Annotated in this window: 14 protein-coding genes; 6 read left to right on the forward strand and 8 right to left on the reverse strand. The window is 69.7% G+C overall.

Annotated features, from left to right (window positions below; translation table 11 throughout):
* Positions 1-25 precede the first annotated feature (25 nt).
* On the forward strand, positions 26-793 hold the full coding sequence (locus tag AC3WXD_RS14600; protein WP_492324031.1) for a glycosyltransferase family 2 protein: 768 nt from the start codon (positions 26-28) through the stop codon (positions 791-793).
* On the opposite strand, the gene AC3WXD_RS14605 is transcribed toward AC3WXD_RS14600, so the two are convergent.
* Positions 741-1,997, reverse strand: coding sequence for a glycosyltransferase (locus AC3WXD_RS14605; RefSeq protein ID WP_492324032.1), 1,257 nt, complete (start codon positions 1,995-1,997; stop codon positions 741-743). The genes AC3WXD_RS14600 and AC3WXD_RS14605 overlap by 53 nt on opposite strands.
* A gap of 49 nt (positions 1,998-2,046) precedes the next feature.
* Positions 2,047-5,559: a DNA polymerase III subunit alpha gene (gene dnaE / locus AC3WXD_RS14610; protein ID WP_492324033.1), complete on the reverse strand. Its 3,513-nt coding sequence runs from the start codon at positions 5,557-5,559 to the stop codon at positions 2,047-2,049.
* Positions 5,560-5,742: 183 nt separating this feature from the next.
* Here dnaE and AC3WXD_RS14615 point away from each other — a divergent pair, with 183 nt between their 5' ends.
* Complete coding sequence (locus tag AC3WXD_RS14615; RefSeq protein WP_492324034.1) at positions 5,743-6,588, forward strand: sulfurtransferase; 846 nt, start codon at positions 5,743-5,745, stop codon at positions 6,586-6,588.
* 17 nt (positions 6,589-6,605) lie between these two features.
* Here AC3WXD_RS14615 and AC3WXD_RS14620 read toward each other — a convergent pair whose 3' ends face one another.
* The 5 genes from AC3WXD_RS14620 to rpsP all read right to left on the reverse strand — a co-directional run bounded on the left by AC3WXD_RS14620 (position 6,606) and on the right by rpsP (position 9,771).
* Positions 6,606-7,286, reverse strand: a complete 681-nt coding sequence (locus AC3WXD_RS14620) for an NUDIX hydrolase (protein ID WP_492324035.1) — start codon at positions 7,284-7,286, stop codon at positions 6,606-6,608.
* A 155-nt stretch (positions 7,287-7,441) separates the two neighbouring features.
* A complete protein-coding gene (gene rplS, locus AC3WXD_RS14625) occupies positions 7,442-7,837 on the reverse strand; it encodes a 50S ribosomal protein L19 (RefSeq protein WP_020201013.1) in 396 nt (131 codons plus the stop codon).
* A 75-nt stretch (positions 7,838-7,912) separates the two neighbouring features.
* On the reverse strand, positions 7,913-8,722 hold the full coding sequence (gene trmD / locus AC3WXD_RS14630; protein ID WP_020201012.1) for a tRNA (guanosine(37)-N1)-methyltransferase TrmD: 810 nt from the start codon (positions 8,720-8,722) through the stop codon (positions 7,913-7,915).
* 55 nt (positions 8,723-8,777) lie between these two features.
* On the reverse strand, positions 8,778-9,476 hold the full coding sequence (rimM, locus tag AC3WXD_RS14635) for a ribosome maturation factor RimM (RefSeq protein ID WP_492324036.1): 699 nt from the start codon (positions 9,474-9,476) through the stop codon (positions 8,778-8,780).
* 40 nt (positions 9,477-9,516) lie between these two features.
* A complete protein-coding gene (rpsP, locus tag AC3WXD_RS14640; RefSeq protein WP_020201010.1) occupies positions 9,517-9,771 on the reverse strand; it encodes a 30S ribosomal protein S16 in 255 nt (84 codons plus the stop codon).
* Between the two features lie 145 nt (positions 9,772-9,916).
* On the opposite strand from rpsP, the gene AC3WXD_RS14645 reads away from it, so the two are divergent.
* From AC3WXD_RS14645 to AC3WXD_RS14660, 4 genes are all read left to right on the forward strand, one after another.
* Positions 9,917-11,053: a PQQ-dependent sugar dehydrogenase gene (locus AC3WXD_RS14645; protein WP_492324037.1), complete on the forward strand. Its 1,137-nt coding sequence runs from the start codon at positions 9,917-9,919 to the stop codon at positions 11,051-11,053.
* 192 nt (positions 11,054-11,245) lie between these two features.
* Positions 11,246-11,653, forward strand: coding sequence for a hypothetical protein (locus tag AC3WXD_RS14650; protein WP_020201008.1), 408 nt, complete (start codon positions 11,246-11,248; stop codon positions 11,651-11,653).
* 223 nt (positions 11,654-11,876) lie between these two features.
* A complete protein-coding gene (locus AC3WXD_RS14655; RefSeq protein ID WP_020201007.1) occupies positions 11,877-12,359 on the forward strand; it encodes a TM2 domain-containing protein in 483 nt (160 codons plus the stop codon).
* Positions 12,360-12,639: 280 nt separating this feature from the next.
* Complete coding sequence (locus AC3WXD_RS14660) at positions 12,640-14,850, forward strand: copper-transporting P-type ATPase (RefSeq protein WP_492324190.1); 2,211 nt, start codon at positions 12,640-12,642, stop codon at positions 14,848-14,850.
* Positions 14,851-14,881: 31 nt separating this feature from the next.
* Here AC3WXD_RS14660 and AC3WXD_RS14665 read toward each other — a convergent pair whose 3' ends face one another.
* Positions 14,882-15,967: a PA0069 family radical SAM protein gene (locus AC3WXD_RS14665; protein WP_059410803.1), complete on the reverse strand. Its 1,086-nt coding sequence runs from the start codon at positions 15,965-15,967 to the stop codon at positions 14,882-14,884.
* Positions 15,968-16,077: the final 110 nt, after the last annotated feature.

The following is a 16,077-nucleotide window of genomic DNA, read 5'->3' on the forward strand; positions in this document are numbered from 1 at the left end:
GCACGAAACACCATAAACAAGCCCTATGAAAATCTCAGTCGTACTGATTACGAAAAACGAGGCACACAACATCCGGGCCTGCCTGGAAAGCGTGTCCTGGTGCGACCGCGCGATTATAGTGGATTCGGGTAGCCGGGACGGCACGGTCGAGTTGGCCCGCAGCCTCGGCGCCGAGGTGTTCGAAACCGAGCACTGGCCGGGCTTCGGCGCCCAGAAGAACCTGGCCGTGTCCAAGGCCGACACCGAGTGGGTCTTCTCGCTCGACGCCGACGAGCGCGTCACGCCCGAGCTGCGCGACGAGATCCTGGCGGCGGTCGCGTCCGGCCAGGCCGACGCCTACGAGATGCCGCGCCTGTCGCGCTTCTGCGGCCGCTTCATCCGCCACGGCGGCTGGTATCCCGACTACGTCACACGGCTGTTCAGGCGCGGCCATGCCCGCTTTACCGACGACCTCGTGCACGAGCGCGTGGTCGCCGACGGCCCGGTCGGCAAGCTGGCCTCGCCGCTGCTGCACTACACCTACGACGACTTCTCGCAGGTGCTGCGCAAGGTCGACCAGTACTCCACGCTGGGCGCGCAGCAGGGCTTCGCGCGCGGCAAGTCGGCCTCACCCGCCGGCGCCGTGCTGCATGGCGCCTGGGCCTTCCTGCGCACCTACCTGATGCGCCGCGGCTTCCTCGACGGCGCGCAGGGGCTGGGCGTGGCGCTGATGAACGGCCAGGCCAGCTATTACAAGTACATCAAGCTGTGGTACCTGCGGCAGAAGACGCAGCCGCAGGAGCCGCGGGGCTAGCCCCGGGCGCCGCGGCCGGCGGCGTGCCCAGCAGGTCGTCCACGCAGGCCGCGAAGGCGGCCGAGGTCGGGCCGAACCCCATCTGCTCGATGTGGGTGGCGGCGAAGGCCAGCAGCCGCGCGCGCAGCGGCGCGTCTTCCAGCCCGCGCCGGATCGCCTCGGCCAGCGCGTGCACGTCGCCGACCGGCGTGAGCAGGCCGGCCTTGCCGTCGGCCAGGATCTCGCGCGGGCCCACCGGGCAGTCGGTGCTCACCACCAGCTGGCCGAGCGCCATGCCTTCGAGCAGCACGTTGGGCAGCCCTTCCATCTTCGAGCTGAACGCCATCAGCCGCGCGTGGCGGATCCATGCGTAGGGATTGGCCTGGAAGCCGGCGAACGTCACCCGCTCGCTGACGCCCAGCTCGCGCGCCAGCGCCTCGAGCCGCGCGCGCGAGGCGCCGTCGCCCACCAGCACCAGGCGCTCGCGCAGGCCGGTGCCGCGCACCAGCGCGGCGTAGGCGTGCAGCAGCGTGGTGAAATCCTTCTGGCTTTCTTCCAGGCGCCCCACCGAAACGATGTAGGGATGGGCCGGCGGCGTGAACGGCGCGTTGCCGAGCGCGCGGATGCGGTCCAGGTCGGTGGCGTTGTACAGGCGCACGAACTTGGCCGCGGCCTCGGGAATCAGCGCGCGCGCGTCGGCCAGCATGCTGTCGTTGAGCACCACGATGCGGTCGTAGTGCTCGCGGCACTGGCGCCGCAGCTTGCGCAGCTTGCGCGGGTTGTCTCGCTCCAGGTGCGCCACGCTGAAGTGCTGGTAGCCGATCATCGGTATCGGCAGGCGGCCGGTCAGCCGCGACAGCGACATGTCGTAGTCGATGGCAAGGTCGTAGCCGCGCGCGATCGCGCGAAAGCGCCGGTTGACCAGCGGCTTGCGCACCGGCGGCAGCAACACTTCCTCGTAGATCTTGCCCAGCGGGCCGAGCTTGCCGGCCTTCTTCTTCTGCCGGAAATGCGACAGCCAGCGCTCCGGCGCCAGGATGTGGATCTTCACGTCCGGCGGCAGCATGGCGCGGAAATGCGTCTCCAGCGCCTCGGTCGGATAGGTCAGCGTCAGGCCGAGCTCGAAGCGCTCCCGGTCCAGCGAGGCCAGCAGCGACACCAGCGAGGTCTCGATGCCGCCGCGCAGGAAGTGGGTCAGGTGAAAGAGGATGCGTTGCTTGGCCATGCGGGGGCGTGGTGGATCCAGGGGATGACGGACTGCCGGCAACTGCGGATCAGCCGTATAGCATGCGCACGCTGTCGCCGGACAGCGCCGCGCGGAAGCTCGCGAGCGCGTCGTCCGACGGCGTGACCAGCCACTGCCGCCCGAGCTCGGCCTCGCAGCGCGCGCCGCTGGTGGCGTAGCTCACGCGCACGGGCAGGCCCGGCGTGTTGGCCACGGTGGCGAGATACGGCGTGAGCAGCTCGCGCAGCAGCTCGGTCGAGGCGTTGCCGTTGAAGGCCAGCCCCACGGCCTCGGCATAGCGGGCGCGCGCGGCCACCAGGTCCATCACCGATTCGGCGGTGAAGCGCACGCCGCCGGTGAAGGTGTCGTGGCGCGCGTTGCCCTGCACGATCACCAGCTCGTCGTCGCGGAACATGTGGCGGTTGGCGTCGAACAGCTCGTTGAACACCGTCATCTCGATCTGCGCGGTGCCGTCGTCGAGCATCACGATCAGCATCTTGCCGCGCTGCGTCATCTGCGTGCGCATGCCGGTGATGACGCCGGCGATGACCTTGCCGCGCACGTCGCGCCCGTAGCCGCCGCCATTGCCCTGCACTTCCTTTTCCAGCCCGGCCAGCGTGCCCTTGAGGAAGCGCCCGACCTCGTCGCGGTAGGCGTCGAACAGGTGGCCCGAGAAGTAGTAGCCGAGCGCCTGCTTCTCCTCCTGCAGCGTGCGCTTGGGCGGCCAGCGCGGCTCGTCGACCAGTTCGGGGCGGTGCGACGCGCCGGCGTCGGCCATCAGGTCGAACAGCGAGACCTGGTTGGCCGACTCTGCCTTCTGCTCGGCCGCTTCCATCGCGCGCGACACCGAGGCCAGCAACTGGCCGCGGTTGTCGTTGAGGCTGTCGAACGCGCCGGCGCGGATCAGCGCCTCGATGGTGCGGCGGTTGACCTGGCGGCGGTCGACGCGCTCGCAGAAATCAAACAGGTCGGCGAACGGCTTTTCCTCGCGCGCGCGCAGGATGTCCTCGATGGCGCCCTGGCCCGAGCCCTTGATGCCGCCGAGGCCGTAGCGGATGGTCCTGGCGTCGGTCGGCGCGAAGCGGTATTCGCTGGCGTTGACGTCGGGCGGCAGCACCTTGAGGCCATTGAGCTTGCAGTCCTCGTAGAGGATCTTGACCTTGTCGGTGTCGTCCATCGCCAGCGACATGTTGGCTGCCATGAATTCGGCCGGATGGTGCGCCTTGAGCCACGCCGTGTAGTAGGCCAGCAGCGCATAGGCGGCCGCGTGCGACTTGTTGAAGCCGTAGCCGGCGAACTTCTCCATCAGGTCGAAGATGTCGTCGGCCTGCCCGGCGGTCAGCCCGTTCTTGTCGGCGCCCTCGCGGAACATGACGCGGTGCTGCGCCATTTCCTCGGGCTTCTTCTTGCCCATCGCGCGGCGCAGCAGGTCGGCGCCGCCGAGCGAGTAGCCGCCGATGATCTGCGCCATCTGCATCACCTGCTCCTGGTAGACCATGATGCCGTAGGTCTCCTTGAGCACCGGCTCGACGCGCGGGTCCGGGTACTCCACCTTCTCGCGGCCGTGCTTGCGCGCGCAGAAGCTGGGGATCAGGTCCATCGGGCCCGGGCGGTAGAGCGCCACCAGCGCGATGATGTCCTCGAAGCGGTCGGGCTTGGCGTCTTTCAGCATGCCCTGCATGCCGCGGCTTTCCAGCTGGAACACGGCCACCGTGTTGGCGGTCTTGAGGATGTCGAAGGCGGGGCCGTCGTCGAGCGGGATGTGGCTGCAGTTCCAGTCCGCCCTGGACGGGTCGAGCCGGCGGATGTAGCGCTCGGCCCAGTCGAGGATGGTCAGCGTGGTCAGGCCCAAGAAGTCGAACTTGACCAGGCCGGCCGCTTCCACGTCGTCCTTGTCGTACTGGCTGACCACGCCGCTCATGCCGTCGTTCTGTCCGCCCTGGGTGTAGAGCGGGCAGAAGTCGGTGAGCTTGCCGGGCGCGATCAGCACGCCGCCGGCGTGCATGCCGACGTTGCGGGTCATGCCCTCGACGCGCTGCGCCAGCTCCAGCAGTTGGCGCACTTCCTCCTCGTTGTTCTCTCGCTCGGTCAGCAGCGGCTCTTCCTTCTTGGCCTCCTCGATGGTGACCAGCTTGCCGGGCTTGAACGGGATCAGCTTGGCGATGCTGTCGACGAAGCCGTAGCCGAGGTCAAGCACGCGGCCCACGTCGCGCACGGCGGCCTTGGCCGCCATCGTGCCGAAGGTGGCGATCTGCGAGACCGCGTCCTTGCCGTACTTCTCCTTCACGTAGGTGATGACGCGGTCGCGCCCGTGCTGGCAGAAGTCGATGTCGAAGTCGGGCATCGAGACCCGTTCCGGGTTCAGGAAACGCTCGAACAGCAGCGCGTACTTGAGCGGGTCGAGATCGGTGATGCCGAGCGCGTAGGCCACCAGCGAGCCGGCGCCGGAGCCCCGCCCCGGGCCCACCGGCACGCCGTTGTTCTTGGCCCAGTTGATGAAGTCCGCCACGATCAGGAAGTAGCCGGGGAAGCCCATCTTGATGATGGTGCCGGTCTCGAATTCCAGCCGCGCGTAGTACTCGGCGCGCCGGGACTCGCGCTCGGCCTCGTCCGGGAACAGCACGGCCATGCGCTTTTCCAGGCCTTCCTTGGCGAGGTGGACGAGGTAGTCGTCGAGCGACATGCCGTCCGGCGTGGGGAACAGCGGCAGGCGCGGCTTGCCCAGCTCGAGCGTGAGGTTGCAGCGGCGCGCGATCTGCACCGCGTTCTCGAGCGCGGACGGGATGTCGGCGAACAGCGCGCACATCTCGTCCTGCGTCTTGAAATACTGGTCGGTGGTGAAGCGCCGCGTGCGCCGCGGGTTGGCCAGCAGCTCGCCCTCGGCGATGCAGGTGCGGGCCTCGTGCGCGGTGAAGTCGTCGGCGGTCATGAACTGCACCGGGTGCGTCGCCACCACCGGCAGGCGCAGCTTGGCCGCCAGCTGCACGGCCTGCTGCACGTAGGCGTCGGTGCCGGGATGGCCGGCGCGCTGCAGCTCGACGTAGAAGCGCTGCGGGAACACCCGGGCCCAGTGCGCGGCGGCGCGCTCGGCCGCGGCGTCGTTGCCGTTGGCCAGCGCCATGCCGATGTCGCCGCTCATGGCGCCGGACAGCGCGATCAGTCCGGTGGCCAGCGGCAGGCCCTCCTCGCCGGGCTCGTCGAACCAGCCGGGCTCGATCTCGGCGCGGCCGCGGTGCTGGTTGGACAGCCACGCGCGCGACAGCAGCATGCACAGGTTGAGGTAGCCGCGCCGGTCCTGCACCAGCAGCAGCAGGCGCGCCGGCTTGTCGCGGTCTTCGGCGTTGGTGAGCCAGACGTCCGCGCCGACCACCGGCTTGACGCCGCCGCCGCGCGCTTCCTTGTAGAAGCGGATCAGGCCGAAGGCGTTGGCGAGGTCGGTCAGGGCGAGCGCGCCCATGCCGTCGGCCGCGGCGGCCTCGACGGCGGCATCGAGGCGCACGATCCCGTCGACGACGGAGTATTCGGAATGGAGGCGGAGATGAACGAAGCGAGGTGCAGACATGGACGTGATTGTACCGGCTCGGCATGGCCGCGCCTGCCTTCTTTGCAGGCGCGCCGCGCCGGCATGCCCGAGCGGGGCGCTCGGGCAAGGCCGCCGCGCGGCCTCCGAGGCGCTATAATTTCGCCTTTCCAATCAGGCAGTTACCGCGCGGCCGCAAGGCGCGCGGCCGGGCACGCCTCCGCTATGCAGATCGTCAACATCTCCGCTTATAAATTCGTCACGCTGGACGATATTCCGGCCCTGCGCCCGGACATGCGCGCGCGCTGCGAGGCCCTGGGCCTGAAGGGCACCATCCTGCTCGCGCCGGAGGGCATCAACATGTTCCTGGCCGGCAGCCGCGCGGCCATCGACGGCTTCATGGGCTGGCTGCACGCCGATCCGCGCTTCGCCGACATCGCGCCCAAGGAGAGCCTGTCGGAGAGCCAGCCCTTCAAGCGCATGCTGGTGCGCGAGAAGAAGGAAATCATCACCATGAAGATGCCGCTGATCCGCCCCGAAGCCGGGCGCGCGCCGGCGGTGCGGCCGGTGGACCTGAAGCGCTGGCTCGACCAGGGCCACGACGATGCCGGCCGCCCCGTGGTGATGCTCGACACCCGCAACGATTTCGAGGTGGCGGTCGGCACCTTCGCCCACGCGGTGGACTACGACATCGCCAAGTTCAGCGACTTCCCGCCCGCCATCGCCGCGCACAAGGCGGAATTCGAGGGCAAGACCGTGGTGTCGTTCTGCACCGGCGGCATCCGCTGCGAGAAGGCCGCCATCCACATGCAGGAAGCCGGCATCGAGCATGTCTACCAGCTCGAGGGCGGCATCCTGAAATATTTCGAGGAAGTGGGCGGCAGCCACTACCGGGGCGACTGCTTCGTGTTCGACTACCGCACCGCGCTGAATCCCAGCCTGGAGCCGGCCGGCCCCAAGCAGTGCTTCGCCTGCCGCGCCGTGGTCACGCCCGAGGAACAGCAGAGCCCGCACTACGTGGTGGGCAAGAGCTGCCCCCACTGCATCGCGCAGCGGCAGGCGGCGGCCTGAACCGAACGCGGGCGGCTTCAGGCCGCCAGCAGGTGGTAGAGATTGCGCAGCATGCCGGCGGTGGCGCCCCAGATGAAGCGGTAGCCGCCGTTCTCGCGCGGGAACGGCATGGCGTAGAACAGCCGTTCGCCGTCGACCCAGCGGAACAGGCGCCGCTGGTGATGGGATGGGTCCATCAGGAAGCCGAGCGGCACCTCGAACACGTCCGCCACCTCGCGCGCGTCGGGGCGCAGCGTGAAGCCGCTACGGACCAGCCCGACCACGGGGCTGACGTGGAATCCGGTGCCCGTGATGTAGTCGGGCAGCGCGCCCAGCACCTCCACGTAGTCCCGCACCAGCCCCACTTCTTCTTCGGTCTCGCGCAGCGCGGTGTCCACCCGGTCGACATCCGACGGCTCGTGGCGCCCGCCCGGAAAGCTGATCTGCCCCGCGTGGGCGCTGAGGTTGGCGTTGCGCTGCGTGAGCAGCACCGTCAGGCCGTGCTCGCGCTCCACCAGCGGCACCAGCACGGCGGCGTCGCGCAGCGCCACGCTGCGGTCGTAGATGCGCGATTCGTCGGTCAGCTCGGGCGCCCACGCCGGCGGCGACTTGAGCCGGTGGCGCACGAAGTCCGGCCGCAGGCGCACCTCGGGCAGGGCCGGATGGCTGCTATCGGTGGAGACGATGGGTAGGGTTTCGGGATCGAAGGCGGGACGCATATCGCCTCGCAGTATGACAGATGACGGGCAAAACCGTCTTTGCGCGATGCAACAGGACGCTTTGCCGGACGGCTTGCGCGGACCCATGCAAAAAGGGCACCCGGAGGTGCCCTTCTTGCGCAGCCACGGCCGGCGGACCGGCCACGGCAACCGGCTTACTCGGCTGCTGCCGCCTTGGCGGGCGCTGCCTTGTATGCCAGCTTTTCCTTGATACGCGCGGACTTGCCCGAACGCTCACGCAGGTAGTACAGCTTGGCGCGGCGGACGTCGCCGCGGCGCTTCACTTCGATACCGGCGATCAGCGGCGAGTACAGCTGGAACGTGCGTTCCACGCCTTCACCCGAGGAAATCTTGCGCACGATGAAGGACGAGTTCAGGCCGCGGTTGCGCTTGGCAATCACGACGCCTTCGTAGGCCTGCACGCGCTTGCGGTTACCTTCCACCACGTTCACGCTGACGATCACGGTGTCGCCGGGTGCGAATGCGGGGATGGTCTTGTTCGCGGTCAGGCGCGCGATTTCGTCTTTCTCGATCAGCTCGATGAGGTTCATCGTTTCTTCTCCTTGTCCATCATGCCGGCGTTGTATGCCCCGGGCGTTGCCCGGGCCCCGGCAGAGGATGGGGTTTCACTTGACGGGAGCGAACTCCCGCCCTTCATTCGCCAGCCACGCCGACAGGAATTTCTCGTCGGCGCGGCTGAGCAAACCTGCGCTGCGGGCGGCCCCGATCAGGTCGGGGCGCTTCCTCGCAGTGTTGGCGAGCGCCTGCTGGCGCCGCCACTTCTCGATCTCGGCATGATGGCCCCCGAGCAGTATCTCGGGCACCCGCATGCCTTCGTATTCTTCCGGCCGCGTGTAGTGCGGGCAATCCAGCAGGCCGTTGACGAAGCTGTCCTGCACCGCCGACTGCGCATCGCCGAGCACGCCGGGCAGATGCCTGACCACCGCGTCGATCACCGCCATCGCCGGCAGCTCGCCGCCCGACAGCACGAAATCGCCGAGGCTGATTTCCTCGTCCACGCGCCGCTCGATCAGGCGCTGGTCGATGGCCTCGTAGCGCCCGCACAGCAGCACCAGCCCGGGGCGCTGCGCCAGCGACATCACCTTCGCGTGCGTCAGCGGCGCGCCCTGCGGCGACATCAGCACCACGTGCGGCTTCACCGTATCCGCCGCATCCACCTGGGCATCGGCCCGCGCCGCCTGCTGGGCCGCGCAGGCCGCGTCGATGGCGTCCTCGAGCGGCCTGGCCAGCATCACCATGCCAGGGCCGCCGCCATACGGGCGGTCGTCGATGGTACGGTAGTTGTCGGTGGTGAAATCGCGCGGATTCCAGGTGCGCAGCGCGTAGCGCTGCTGCTTCGCCGCCCGGCTGGTAATGCCCCAGTCGGTCAGCGCGCGGAACATCTCGGGAAACAGCGTGATCACATCGAACTGCATCCGCCTCTCCCTTGGCTTGCCCACCGGGCCCGGCCCGGCGCCTGTCACCAGGCGCTCAGTAATCCAGCCCCCAGTCGACCACCACCTGCCGGGCCTTGATATCGACCGAGCGCAGGAAGGCATCGACAAACGGGATCAGGCGCTCGCCGGTCTTGCCGTCGGGCAAGGCATGCGCCACCTGCAGGATCTGGTGAGCCCCGTTGTCGATCAGGCCGGACACTTCGCCCAGCAGCTCGCCCTGTTCGTTGGACACGGCGCAGCCGATCAGATCGACCCAGTAAAACTCGTTCTCGTCCGGCGCGGGGAAATCCTCGCGGCGGATCCATACACGACGGCCCTTGAGCGCTTCGGAGTGGCTGCGGTCGGACACGCCGACCGCCTGCGCCACCACCGTGCCGCTATGCTCGCGGGACTGCGCGATCTTCACGCACAGGGCTTCGGCGCTCACCGCACCCGCCGCGCCCAGCACGCCGGCCGGCGGCTTGAGCAGCCACCAGCGGCGCGCGTGCAGCAGCGCGCTGGCATCGTCGGCGTGCGGCTGGATCTTGATCCAGCCCCGGATTCCGTATGCGGCGCCGACGTAGCCGACCTCGATCAGGTCGTCCGGCAACGCGCCGGTGTACGCCAGCGTGGCCGGCAATCCGGCCTGCGGCCTGGGCGCCGGCTTCTGGCCGGCGGACTGCGGACGGGCCGCGGGTTCCAGCGGCACATTCAGCGGCCGCCGCGCCGGGGCGCCTTGCTTGCGTTCGGTCACGTGTCGTCTGCCACGCGTCGCGAAACGCGCGTCACAGCAATCAGGCAGCGGCCTTGGCGGCGTTCTGCTTGACCAGGCGGGCCACGGTCGGCGACATCTGGGCGCCAACGCCGGTCCAGTAGGTCAGGCGGTCCTGCACCAGGCGCAGGCCTTCTTCGCTGGCGCCGGCCAGGGGATTGTAGAAACCGATACGCTCGATGAAACGGCCATCGCGACGGTTGCGCGAGTCAGCGGCGACGATGTTGAAGAACGGGCGCTTCTTGCTGCCACCGCGAGCCAGACGGATTACGACCATGGGTGTGATTCCTCAGAAAACTTGATGTTCGAACACGAAACACAAGAGTATAGCCCAAATCCCGAGGCCAAACAAACACTTAGAGCGATTGACGCGACACCCCGCCACGGGCATCGTGGCGAAAACCCCGACAGGAGAGCATCGCATGCGTTCCTACCTTCACATTCGTGCCCGCCGCGCCCTGCTGGCGGGCTGGCTTGCCGCCGGCGCCTGGCTCGGGCATGCGGCCGCCGCCGGCGCCGCCGAGGCCTTGCCGCTGGACCGCATCAAGCTGCCGCCCGGCTTTCGCATCGAAGTGCTGAGCCAGGCGGTGCCCGAGGCGCGCGGCATGACCATGTCGCCGGCCGGCACGCTGTTCGTGGGCACGCGCGGCGAAGGCAAGGTGTACGCCATCGCCGCGCCGCTCGCCGGCAACCCGCAGGTGCGCACCGTCGCCACCGGGCTGACCATGCCGGTCGGCGTGGCGTTCCGCGATGGCGCGCTCTATGCGTCCTCGACCTCGCGCATCGTGCGCATCGACGGCGTGGAAGCCCGCCTGGACAATCCGCCCGCGCCCGTCGTGGTGAGCGACCGCTTTCCCGGCGAAACGCACCACGGCTGGAAGTTCATCGCGTTCGGCCCGGACGGCTATCTCTACGTGCCGGTCGGCGCGCCGTGCAATATCTGCAAGCCGGACGAGAACCGCTACGCCAACATCATGAAGATGAAGCCCGACGGCAGCGACCTGCAGGTGGTGGCGCGCGGCGTGCGCAATACGGTCGGCTTCGACTGGCAGCCCGGCACGCGCGAGCTCTGGTTCACCGACAACGGCCGCGACAACCTCGGCGACGACGTGCCCGACGACGAGCTCAACCACCTCGTCCGCGCCGGCCAGCACTTCGGTTATCCGTACTGCCATGCCGGTGACATCGCCGACCCGGAATTCGGCAAGCAGCGCGCCTGCGCCGAGTTCGCGCCGCCGGCGGCCAGGCTCGGCGCCCACGTTGCCGCGCTCGGCATGCGCTTCTATGCCGGATCGCAATTTCCTGCCGAATATCGCAACAATATCTTTATTGCCGAACATGGCAGCTGGAACCGCAGCCAGCCGGTCGGCTACCGCGTGGTCCGGGTGGTGCTCGACGGGCGCGGCCAGGCCGTGCGCAGCGAGGTGTTCGCGCAGGGCTGGCTGCAGGACGGCCGGCCGTGGGGCCGGCCGGTCGACGTGCAGGTGGCGCCCGACGGCTCGCTGCTGGTCAGCGACGACATGGCGGGCGCGATCTACCGCATCCGCTATGCGCCATGAAATGGGCGCCGCGAAATAAGCGCCGCCAAATGAAGCACGCCGGGGTTTCACCGCTGCGTCATGACGCGGCGGCGGGGGCGAAACAATCCGTTACACCGGTAACGGCTTTTGCATAGGCGCGCCGGATGCGCGTGCGTACCATGATTCCATCTTCCGACAACATCGCCGCGCGACAGGAAACTGGGATTCCGCATGTTCCCCCGCACTCTCCTGCGCGACCCGGTGGCGGGCATCCTGCTGGCCGTGCTTCTGCTCGGTCTCAGCGGCGCCGGCCATGCCCAGGTCGCGTTCTGGCAACATAGCCGGCCCGACGGCCGGAGCCTGGCCAATGCCCGCGCGCAGGCGGGCCAGGGCGGCTGGGAAATGGCCAGCGTGCGCGCCGAACGGCAGGATCATGTACGCGCCCAGATCGAACGCATGGAAGCGCGCGCGCGCGCCGACGACCGCCTCAGCGGCCGCGCGCTGCCGCCCCAGGAACGCGAGGACGAGCGCGCCCGCCCGTCCGAGCGCAGCGCGCAGGCGGACCCGGTGCGCGGCGAGCAGCGCAACTCCGGCGTCGGCCCCGGCTGGCAGGCGCGCGGACGCGACGGCGGCCGCTAGCCGGATCGCCGGATCGGGCGCCGCGCCCGGATTTTCCCGCTTTTACGCCCTTCCCCCCGATTGCCGATCCGCCCCGCGCGCGCCGCGGCGGCGGCGCGCCCGTGCGGCATCGTGCGCATTGCCGGCATCATGCGGCGGCGTACAATGAGCGCCGGCGCCAGCACGGCTGGCCCGTGACCGCCCCCGCCGGCAGGTTCCGCCGGCCCTCACTTCGTCGCCGCCCATGCCCGTCGCCACCCAAGTCCCCGCCGCCGCCAAGACCGCCGCCACCGGCAAATCCAAGCTGGCCACGGTCGCCCTGGCCTTCCTGTGCGGCAGCCTCGGGCTGCACCGCTTCTACCTGGGCGGGCTGCGCGACAAATTCGGCTGGGCCCACCTGCTGGCCACGCTGGCCGGCGCCATCGGCGTGGCGTCGATGCAGACCGGGGCCGGCTCGCCCGCGCTGAACTGGACCTTCGCGGTGGCCGGCGGCACCTCGCTGATCGCCGCCTTCCTCACCGCCATCGTGTACGGGCTGCGCGCCGACGACAAATGGGACGCGCGCTTCAACCCGCACGGCCAGCCCACCCGCTCGGGCTGGCCGGTGGTGATCCTGGTCATCCTGTCGCTGCTGATCGGCACCGGCCTGCTGATGGCCGGCCTCGCCATCAGCTTCCAGACCTTCTTCGAATCCCAGGTCGAGGCGGCGCGGGCGCTCTCGCAGTAACCGCGGCCACGCGGCCCGCCGCCCAACGCGGCCATGCGCCGCGCCTTCCCGTTCCAGCCAGCCACGCGGCGGCCCGCCGCCGCCATGACGCCGCCATGCCGTCGGTTCGCCACGGTTTGCGCCACATCAGCAAGCCGCCGCGCGATGCGCCTATGATGCCAACGCCGGCGCGCGACAGGCGCGCGCGTGGCCCAACCGAAAGGAGCGCCGCCGAATGGACCGTCACGAACCCGCGCAGGGCGAAACCCATCAGCACGTCCATCCGCCCCAGGACGGCGGCATGGGCGCCGGCGGCCATCCGCACGACCACGACCACGACCATCACCACCATCACGCCCACGCGCCGGCGCCCGGCCCCCGCCAATCCCCGGACGCCGCGCCGGCGCAGGAAGGCACCATCTACACCTGCCCCATGCATCCGGAGATCCGGCAGGATCATCCCGGCAACTGCCCGAAATGCGGCATGACGCTCGAGCCGCTGATGCCGGAACTGGAAGCGGAGGAGAACCCCGAGCTGGCGGACTTCCAGCGGCGCTTCTGGTGGACCCTGCCGCTGACCGCCGTGGTGTTCGTGCTGGCCATGTTCGGGCACCAGCTCGGCTGGATGGCGGCCGCGACGCAAAGCTGGGTCGAGCTGGCGCTGTCCACGCCGGTCGTGCTGTGGGCGGGGTATCCGTTCCTGGCGCGCTGCGTGCGCTCGTTCGCGCAGCGCAGCCCCAACATGTGGACGCTGATCGGCCTCGGCACCGGCGCGGCCTACGTCTACAGCGTCGTCGCCACGGTGGCGCCGGGGCTGTTCCCGCAGGACTTCGCCATGCATGGCCGCATCGGCGTGTATTTCGAGGCCGCCGCGGTCATCATCTCGCTGACGCTGGTCGGCCAGCTGCTGGAGCTCAAGGCCCGCTCGCAGACTTCGGCGGCGATCCGCTCGCTGCTCGGCCTCGCGCCGAAGACGGCACGCCGCCTCAACGCCGACGGCAGCGAGGAGGATGTGCCGCTGGCCCACGTGCACGTGGGCGACCGCCTGCGCGTGCGGCCGGGCGAGAAGGTGCCGGTCGACGGCGTGGTGGCCGAAGGCGGCAGCTCGGTCGACGAGTCGATGATTACCGGGGAGCCGATGCCCGTGACCAAGCGCGCCGGCGACCACGTCATCGGCGCGACCATGAACGCCACCGGCAGCCTGGTCATCGTGTCCGAGAAAATCGGCTCCCAGACCGTGCTGTCGCAGATCGTGCAGATGGTGGCGCAGGCGCAGCGCTCGAAGGCGCCGATGCAGCGCATGGCGGACAAGGTGGCCGGCGTGTTCGTGGCCGTGGTCATCGCCGTCGCCGTGCTCACGTTCCTGGCGTGGGGATTGTGGGGCCCGCAGCCAGGCTGGGTGTACGGCCTCATCAACGCCGTCGCGGTGCTGATCATCGCCTGCCCGTGCGCGCTCGGGCTGGCGACCCCGATGTCCATCATGGTCGCCAGCGGCAAGGGCGCGTCGAACGGCGTGCTGTTCCGCGATGCGTCGGCCATCGAGAACCTGCGCAAGGTCGACACGCTGATCGTCGACAAGACCGGGACGCTCACGGAAGGCCGCCCGGCCTTCGAGCGCGGCCTCGGCATCAACGGATTCTCCGACCAGGAAGTGCTGCGCCTGGCGGCCAGCCTCGACCAGGGCAGCGAGCATCCGCTGGCGGCCGCGCTGGTCGAGGCGGCGCGCCGGCAGAACCTGCTGCTCGACACGGCCGCGGATTTCGAGTCGGGCACCGGCATCGGCGTGCGGGGCACCGTGGCGGGCCGCAAACTCGCGCTCGGCAATACCGTGCTGATGGAGGCCGCGGGCGTCTCCGCCGCCGCCCTGAGCGAGGCCGGCGACGGCCTGCGCGCGCAGGGCGCGAGCGTCATGTACCTGGCCGTCGACGGCACGCTGGCCGGCCTGCTGGCGGTGTCGGACCCGATCAAGGCGACCACGCCGGAAGCGCTGCGCAGCCTGCAGGCGCAGGGCATCCGCGTGGTGATGGCCACCGGCGACGGCGTGGCCACGGCCCGGGCCGTGGCCGGCAAGCTGGGGATCGGCGAATACCACGGCGAGGTCAGGCCGGCGGACAAGCTGGCGCTGGTCGCCCGGCTCCAGCAGGAAGGCCGCGTGGTGGCGATGGCCGGGGACGGCATCAACGATGCGCCGGCGCTGGCCAAGGCCGACGTCGGCATCGCGATGGGCACCGGCACGGACGTGGCCATGAACAGCGCCCAGGTCACGCTGGTGAAGGGCGACCTGCGCGGCATCGCCCGCGCCCGCAAGCTGTCCGAGGCGACCATCCGCAACATGAAGCAGAACCTCGGCTTTGCCTTCGTCTACAACGCGCTGGGCGTGCCGCTGGCGGCCGGCGTCCTGTATGGCGCGACCGGGATGCTGCTGTCGCCGATGTTCGCCGCGCTGGCCATGAGCCTGAGCTCGGTGTCGGTGGTCTCCAATGCGCTGCGCCTGCGGCGCGCGGCGGTGTAGGCCAGCGAGGGCGGACACCGCGCGCGGCGCGTCAGAACAGCGACTGCTGCGCGGACGGCGGCTCCGGCACGCGGAACAGGTCGGCCCGCAAGGGCGGGCGCTGCTGGTTGAGCCCGAAGCGGCGGCAGGCCTGCGCGAAGCGCTTGCCGACCAGCTCGGCGAAGATGCCGGTGCCGCGCATGCGCTGGCCGAATTCGGACTGGTTGTGCTTGCCGTCGCGGATCTGCTCGATCAGGCTCATGACGTGGCGGCGCCGCCCCGGGTAGTGCTGCTCCAGCCATTCGACGAAGAGGTCCCGCACCTCCAGAGGCAGGCGCAGCATGACGTAGCCGGCCGCCCCGGCGCCGGCCCCGGCGGCGGTCTCGAGCACGCGCTCGATGTCGAAGTCCGTCAGCGCCGGAATGATCGGCGCCACGATGACGCCGGTGGGAATGCCCTGCCCGGCCAGGCGCCGCACGCCCTCCATGCGCCTGGCCGGCGTATTGGCGCGCGGCTCGAGCCGCCGGGCGATGTCCGCGTCGAGCGTGCCGATCGAGACGTAGACCCGGGCCAGGCCCTTGGCCGCCATGCGGGCGAGGATGTCGGCGTCGCGCGTGACCAGCGACGATTTGGTCGTGATGGCCACCGGATGGTTGAATTCCTCCAGCACCTCCAGGATGGCGCGCGTCAGCCGGTGCTCCCGCTCGATCGGCTGGTAAGGGTCGGTATTGGTGCCGAGCGCGATCACCGAGGGCACGTAGTGCTTCTTGCTCAGTTCCCGCCGCAGCAGCTCGGCCGCGTTCGGCTTGGCGAACAGCTGCGTCTCGAAGTCCAGCCCCGGCGACAGCCCGAGGTAGGCGTGGGTCGGGCGCGCGAAGCAGTACGAGCAGCCGTGCTCGCAGCCGCGGTAGACGTTGATCGACTGGTCGAACGGGATGTCGGGCGACTGGTTGCGCGTGATGATCGATTTCGCCGCTTCGAGGACCACGATGGTCTTGCGCGGGGGCAGTTCGCCGTGGGCTTCCAGGACCGCCGCGAGGCCGTCGTCGTCGGGCTCGCGCGACCAGCCGTCGAAGCGGGATTCGACGTTGGAAAGCGCCCCGCGGCCGCGCTGGAAACCGGTCTTGAGTGACGCCATGACAACTCCTGCTGCGCGTTACGATGTACTGTATAAATATACAGTATCGAGGCGCCGCATGCAGGTTTTCCGGGGGCGTGGCGGCGCGCGGGAAAGCGCCGCGGGCTGGC

It is taken from the genome of Cupriavidus sp. FW216-B1 (assembly GCF_058789195.1).

What these genes read in the sequence shown, in the direction of transcription:
- AC3WXD_RS14615 (WP_492324034.1), top strand. Translation starts at nt 5,743, where the DNA reads ATGCAGATCGTCAACATCTCCGCTTATAAATTCGTCACGCTGGACGAT.
- rplS (WP_020201013.1), bottom strand. Translation starts at nt 7,837, where the DNA reads ATGAACCTCATCGAGCTGATCGAGAAAGACGAAATCGCGCGCCTGACC.
- AC3WXD_RS14665 (WP_059410803.1), bottom strand. Translation starts at nt 15,967, where the DNA reads ATGGCGTCACTCAAGACCGGTTTCCAGCGCGGCCGCGGGGCGCTTTCC.
- AC3WXD_RS14605 (WP_492324032.1), bottom strand. Translation starts at nt 1,997, where the DNA reads ATGGCCAAGCAACGCATCCTCTTTCACCTGACCCACTTCCTGCGCGGC.
- AC3WXD_RS14655 (WP_020201007.1), top strand. Translation starts at nt 11,877, where the DNA reads ATGCCCGTCGCCACCCAAGTCCCCGCCGCCGCCAAGACCGCCGCCACC.
- AC3WXD_RS14620 (WP_492324035.1), bottom strand. Translation starts at nt 7,286, where the DNA reads ATGCGTCCCGCCTTCGATCCCGAAACCCTACCCATCGTCTCCACCGAT.
- AC3WXD_RS14650 (WP_020201008.1), top strand. Translation starts at nt 11,246, where the DNA reads ATGTTCCCCCGCACTCTCCTGCGCGACCCGGTGGCGGGCATCCTGCTG.
- rpsP (WP_020201010.1), bottom strand. Translation starts at nt 9,771, where the DNA reads ATGGTCGTAATCCGTCTGGCTCGCGGTGGCAGCAAGAAGCGCCCGTTC.
- trmD (WP_020201012.1), bottom strand. Translation starts at nt 8,722, where the DNA reads ATGCAGTTCGATGTGATCACGCTGTTTCCCGAGATGTTCCGCGCGCTG.
- AC3WXD_RS14660 (WP_492324190.1), top strand. Translation starts at nt 12,640, where the DNA reads ATGGGCGCCGGCGGCCATCCGCACGACCACGACCACGACCATCACCAC.
- AC3WXD_RS14645 (WP_492324037.1), top strand. Translation starts at nt 9,917, where the DNA reads ATGCGTTCCTACCTTCACATTCGTGCCCGCCGCGCCCTGCTGGCGGGC.
- dnaE (WP_492324033.1), bottom strand. Translation starts at nt 5,559, where the DNA reads ATGTCTGCACCTCGCTTCGTTCATCTCCGCCTCCATTCCGAATACTCC.
- AC3WXD_RS14600 (WP_492324031.1), top strand. Translation starts at nt 26, where the DNA reads ATGAAAATCTCAGTCGTACTGATTACGAAAAACGAGGCACACAACATC.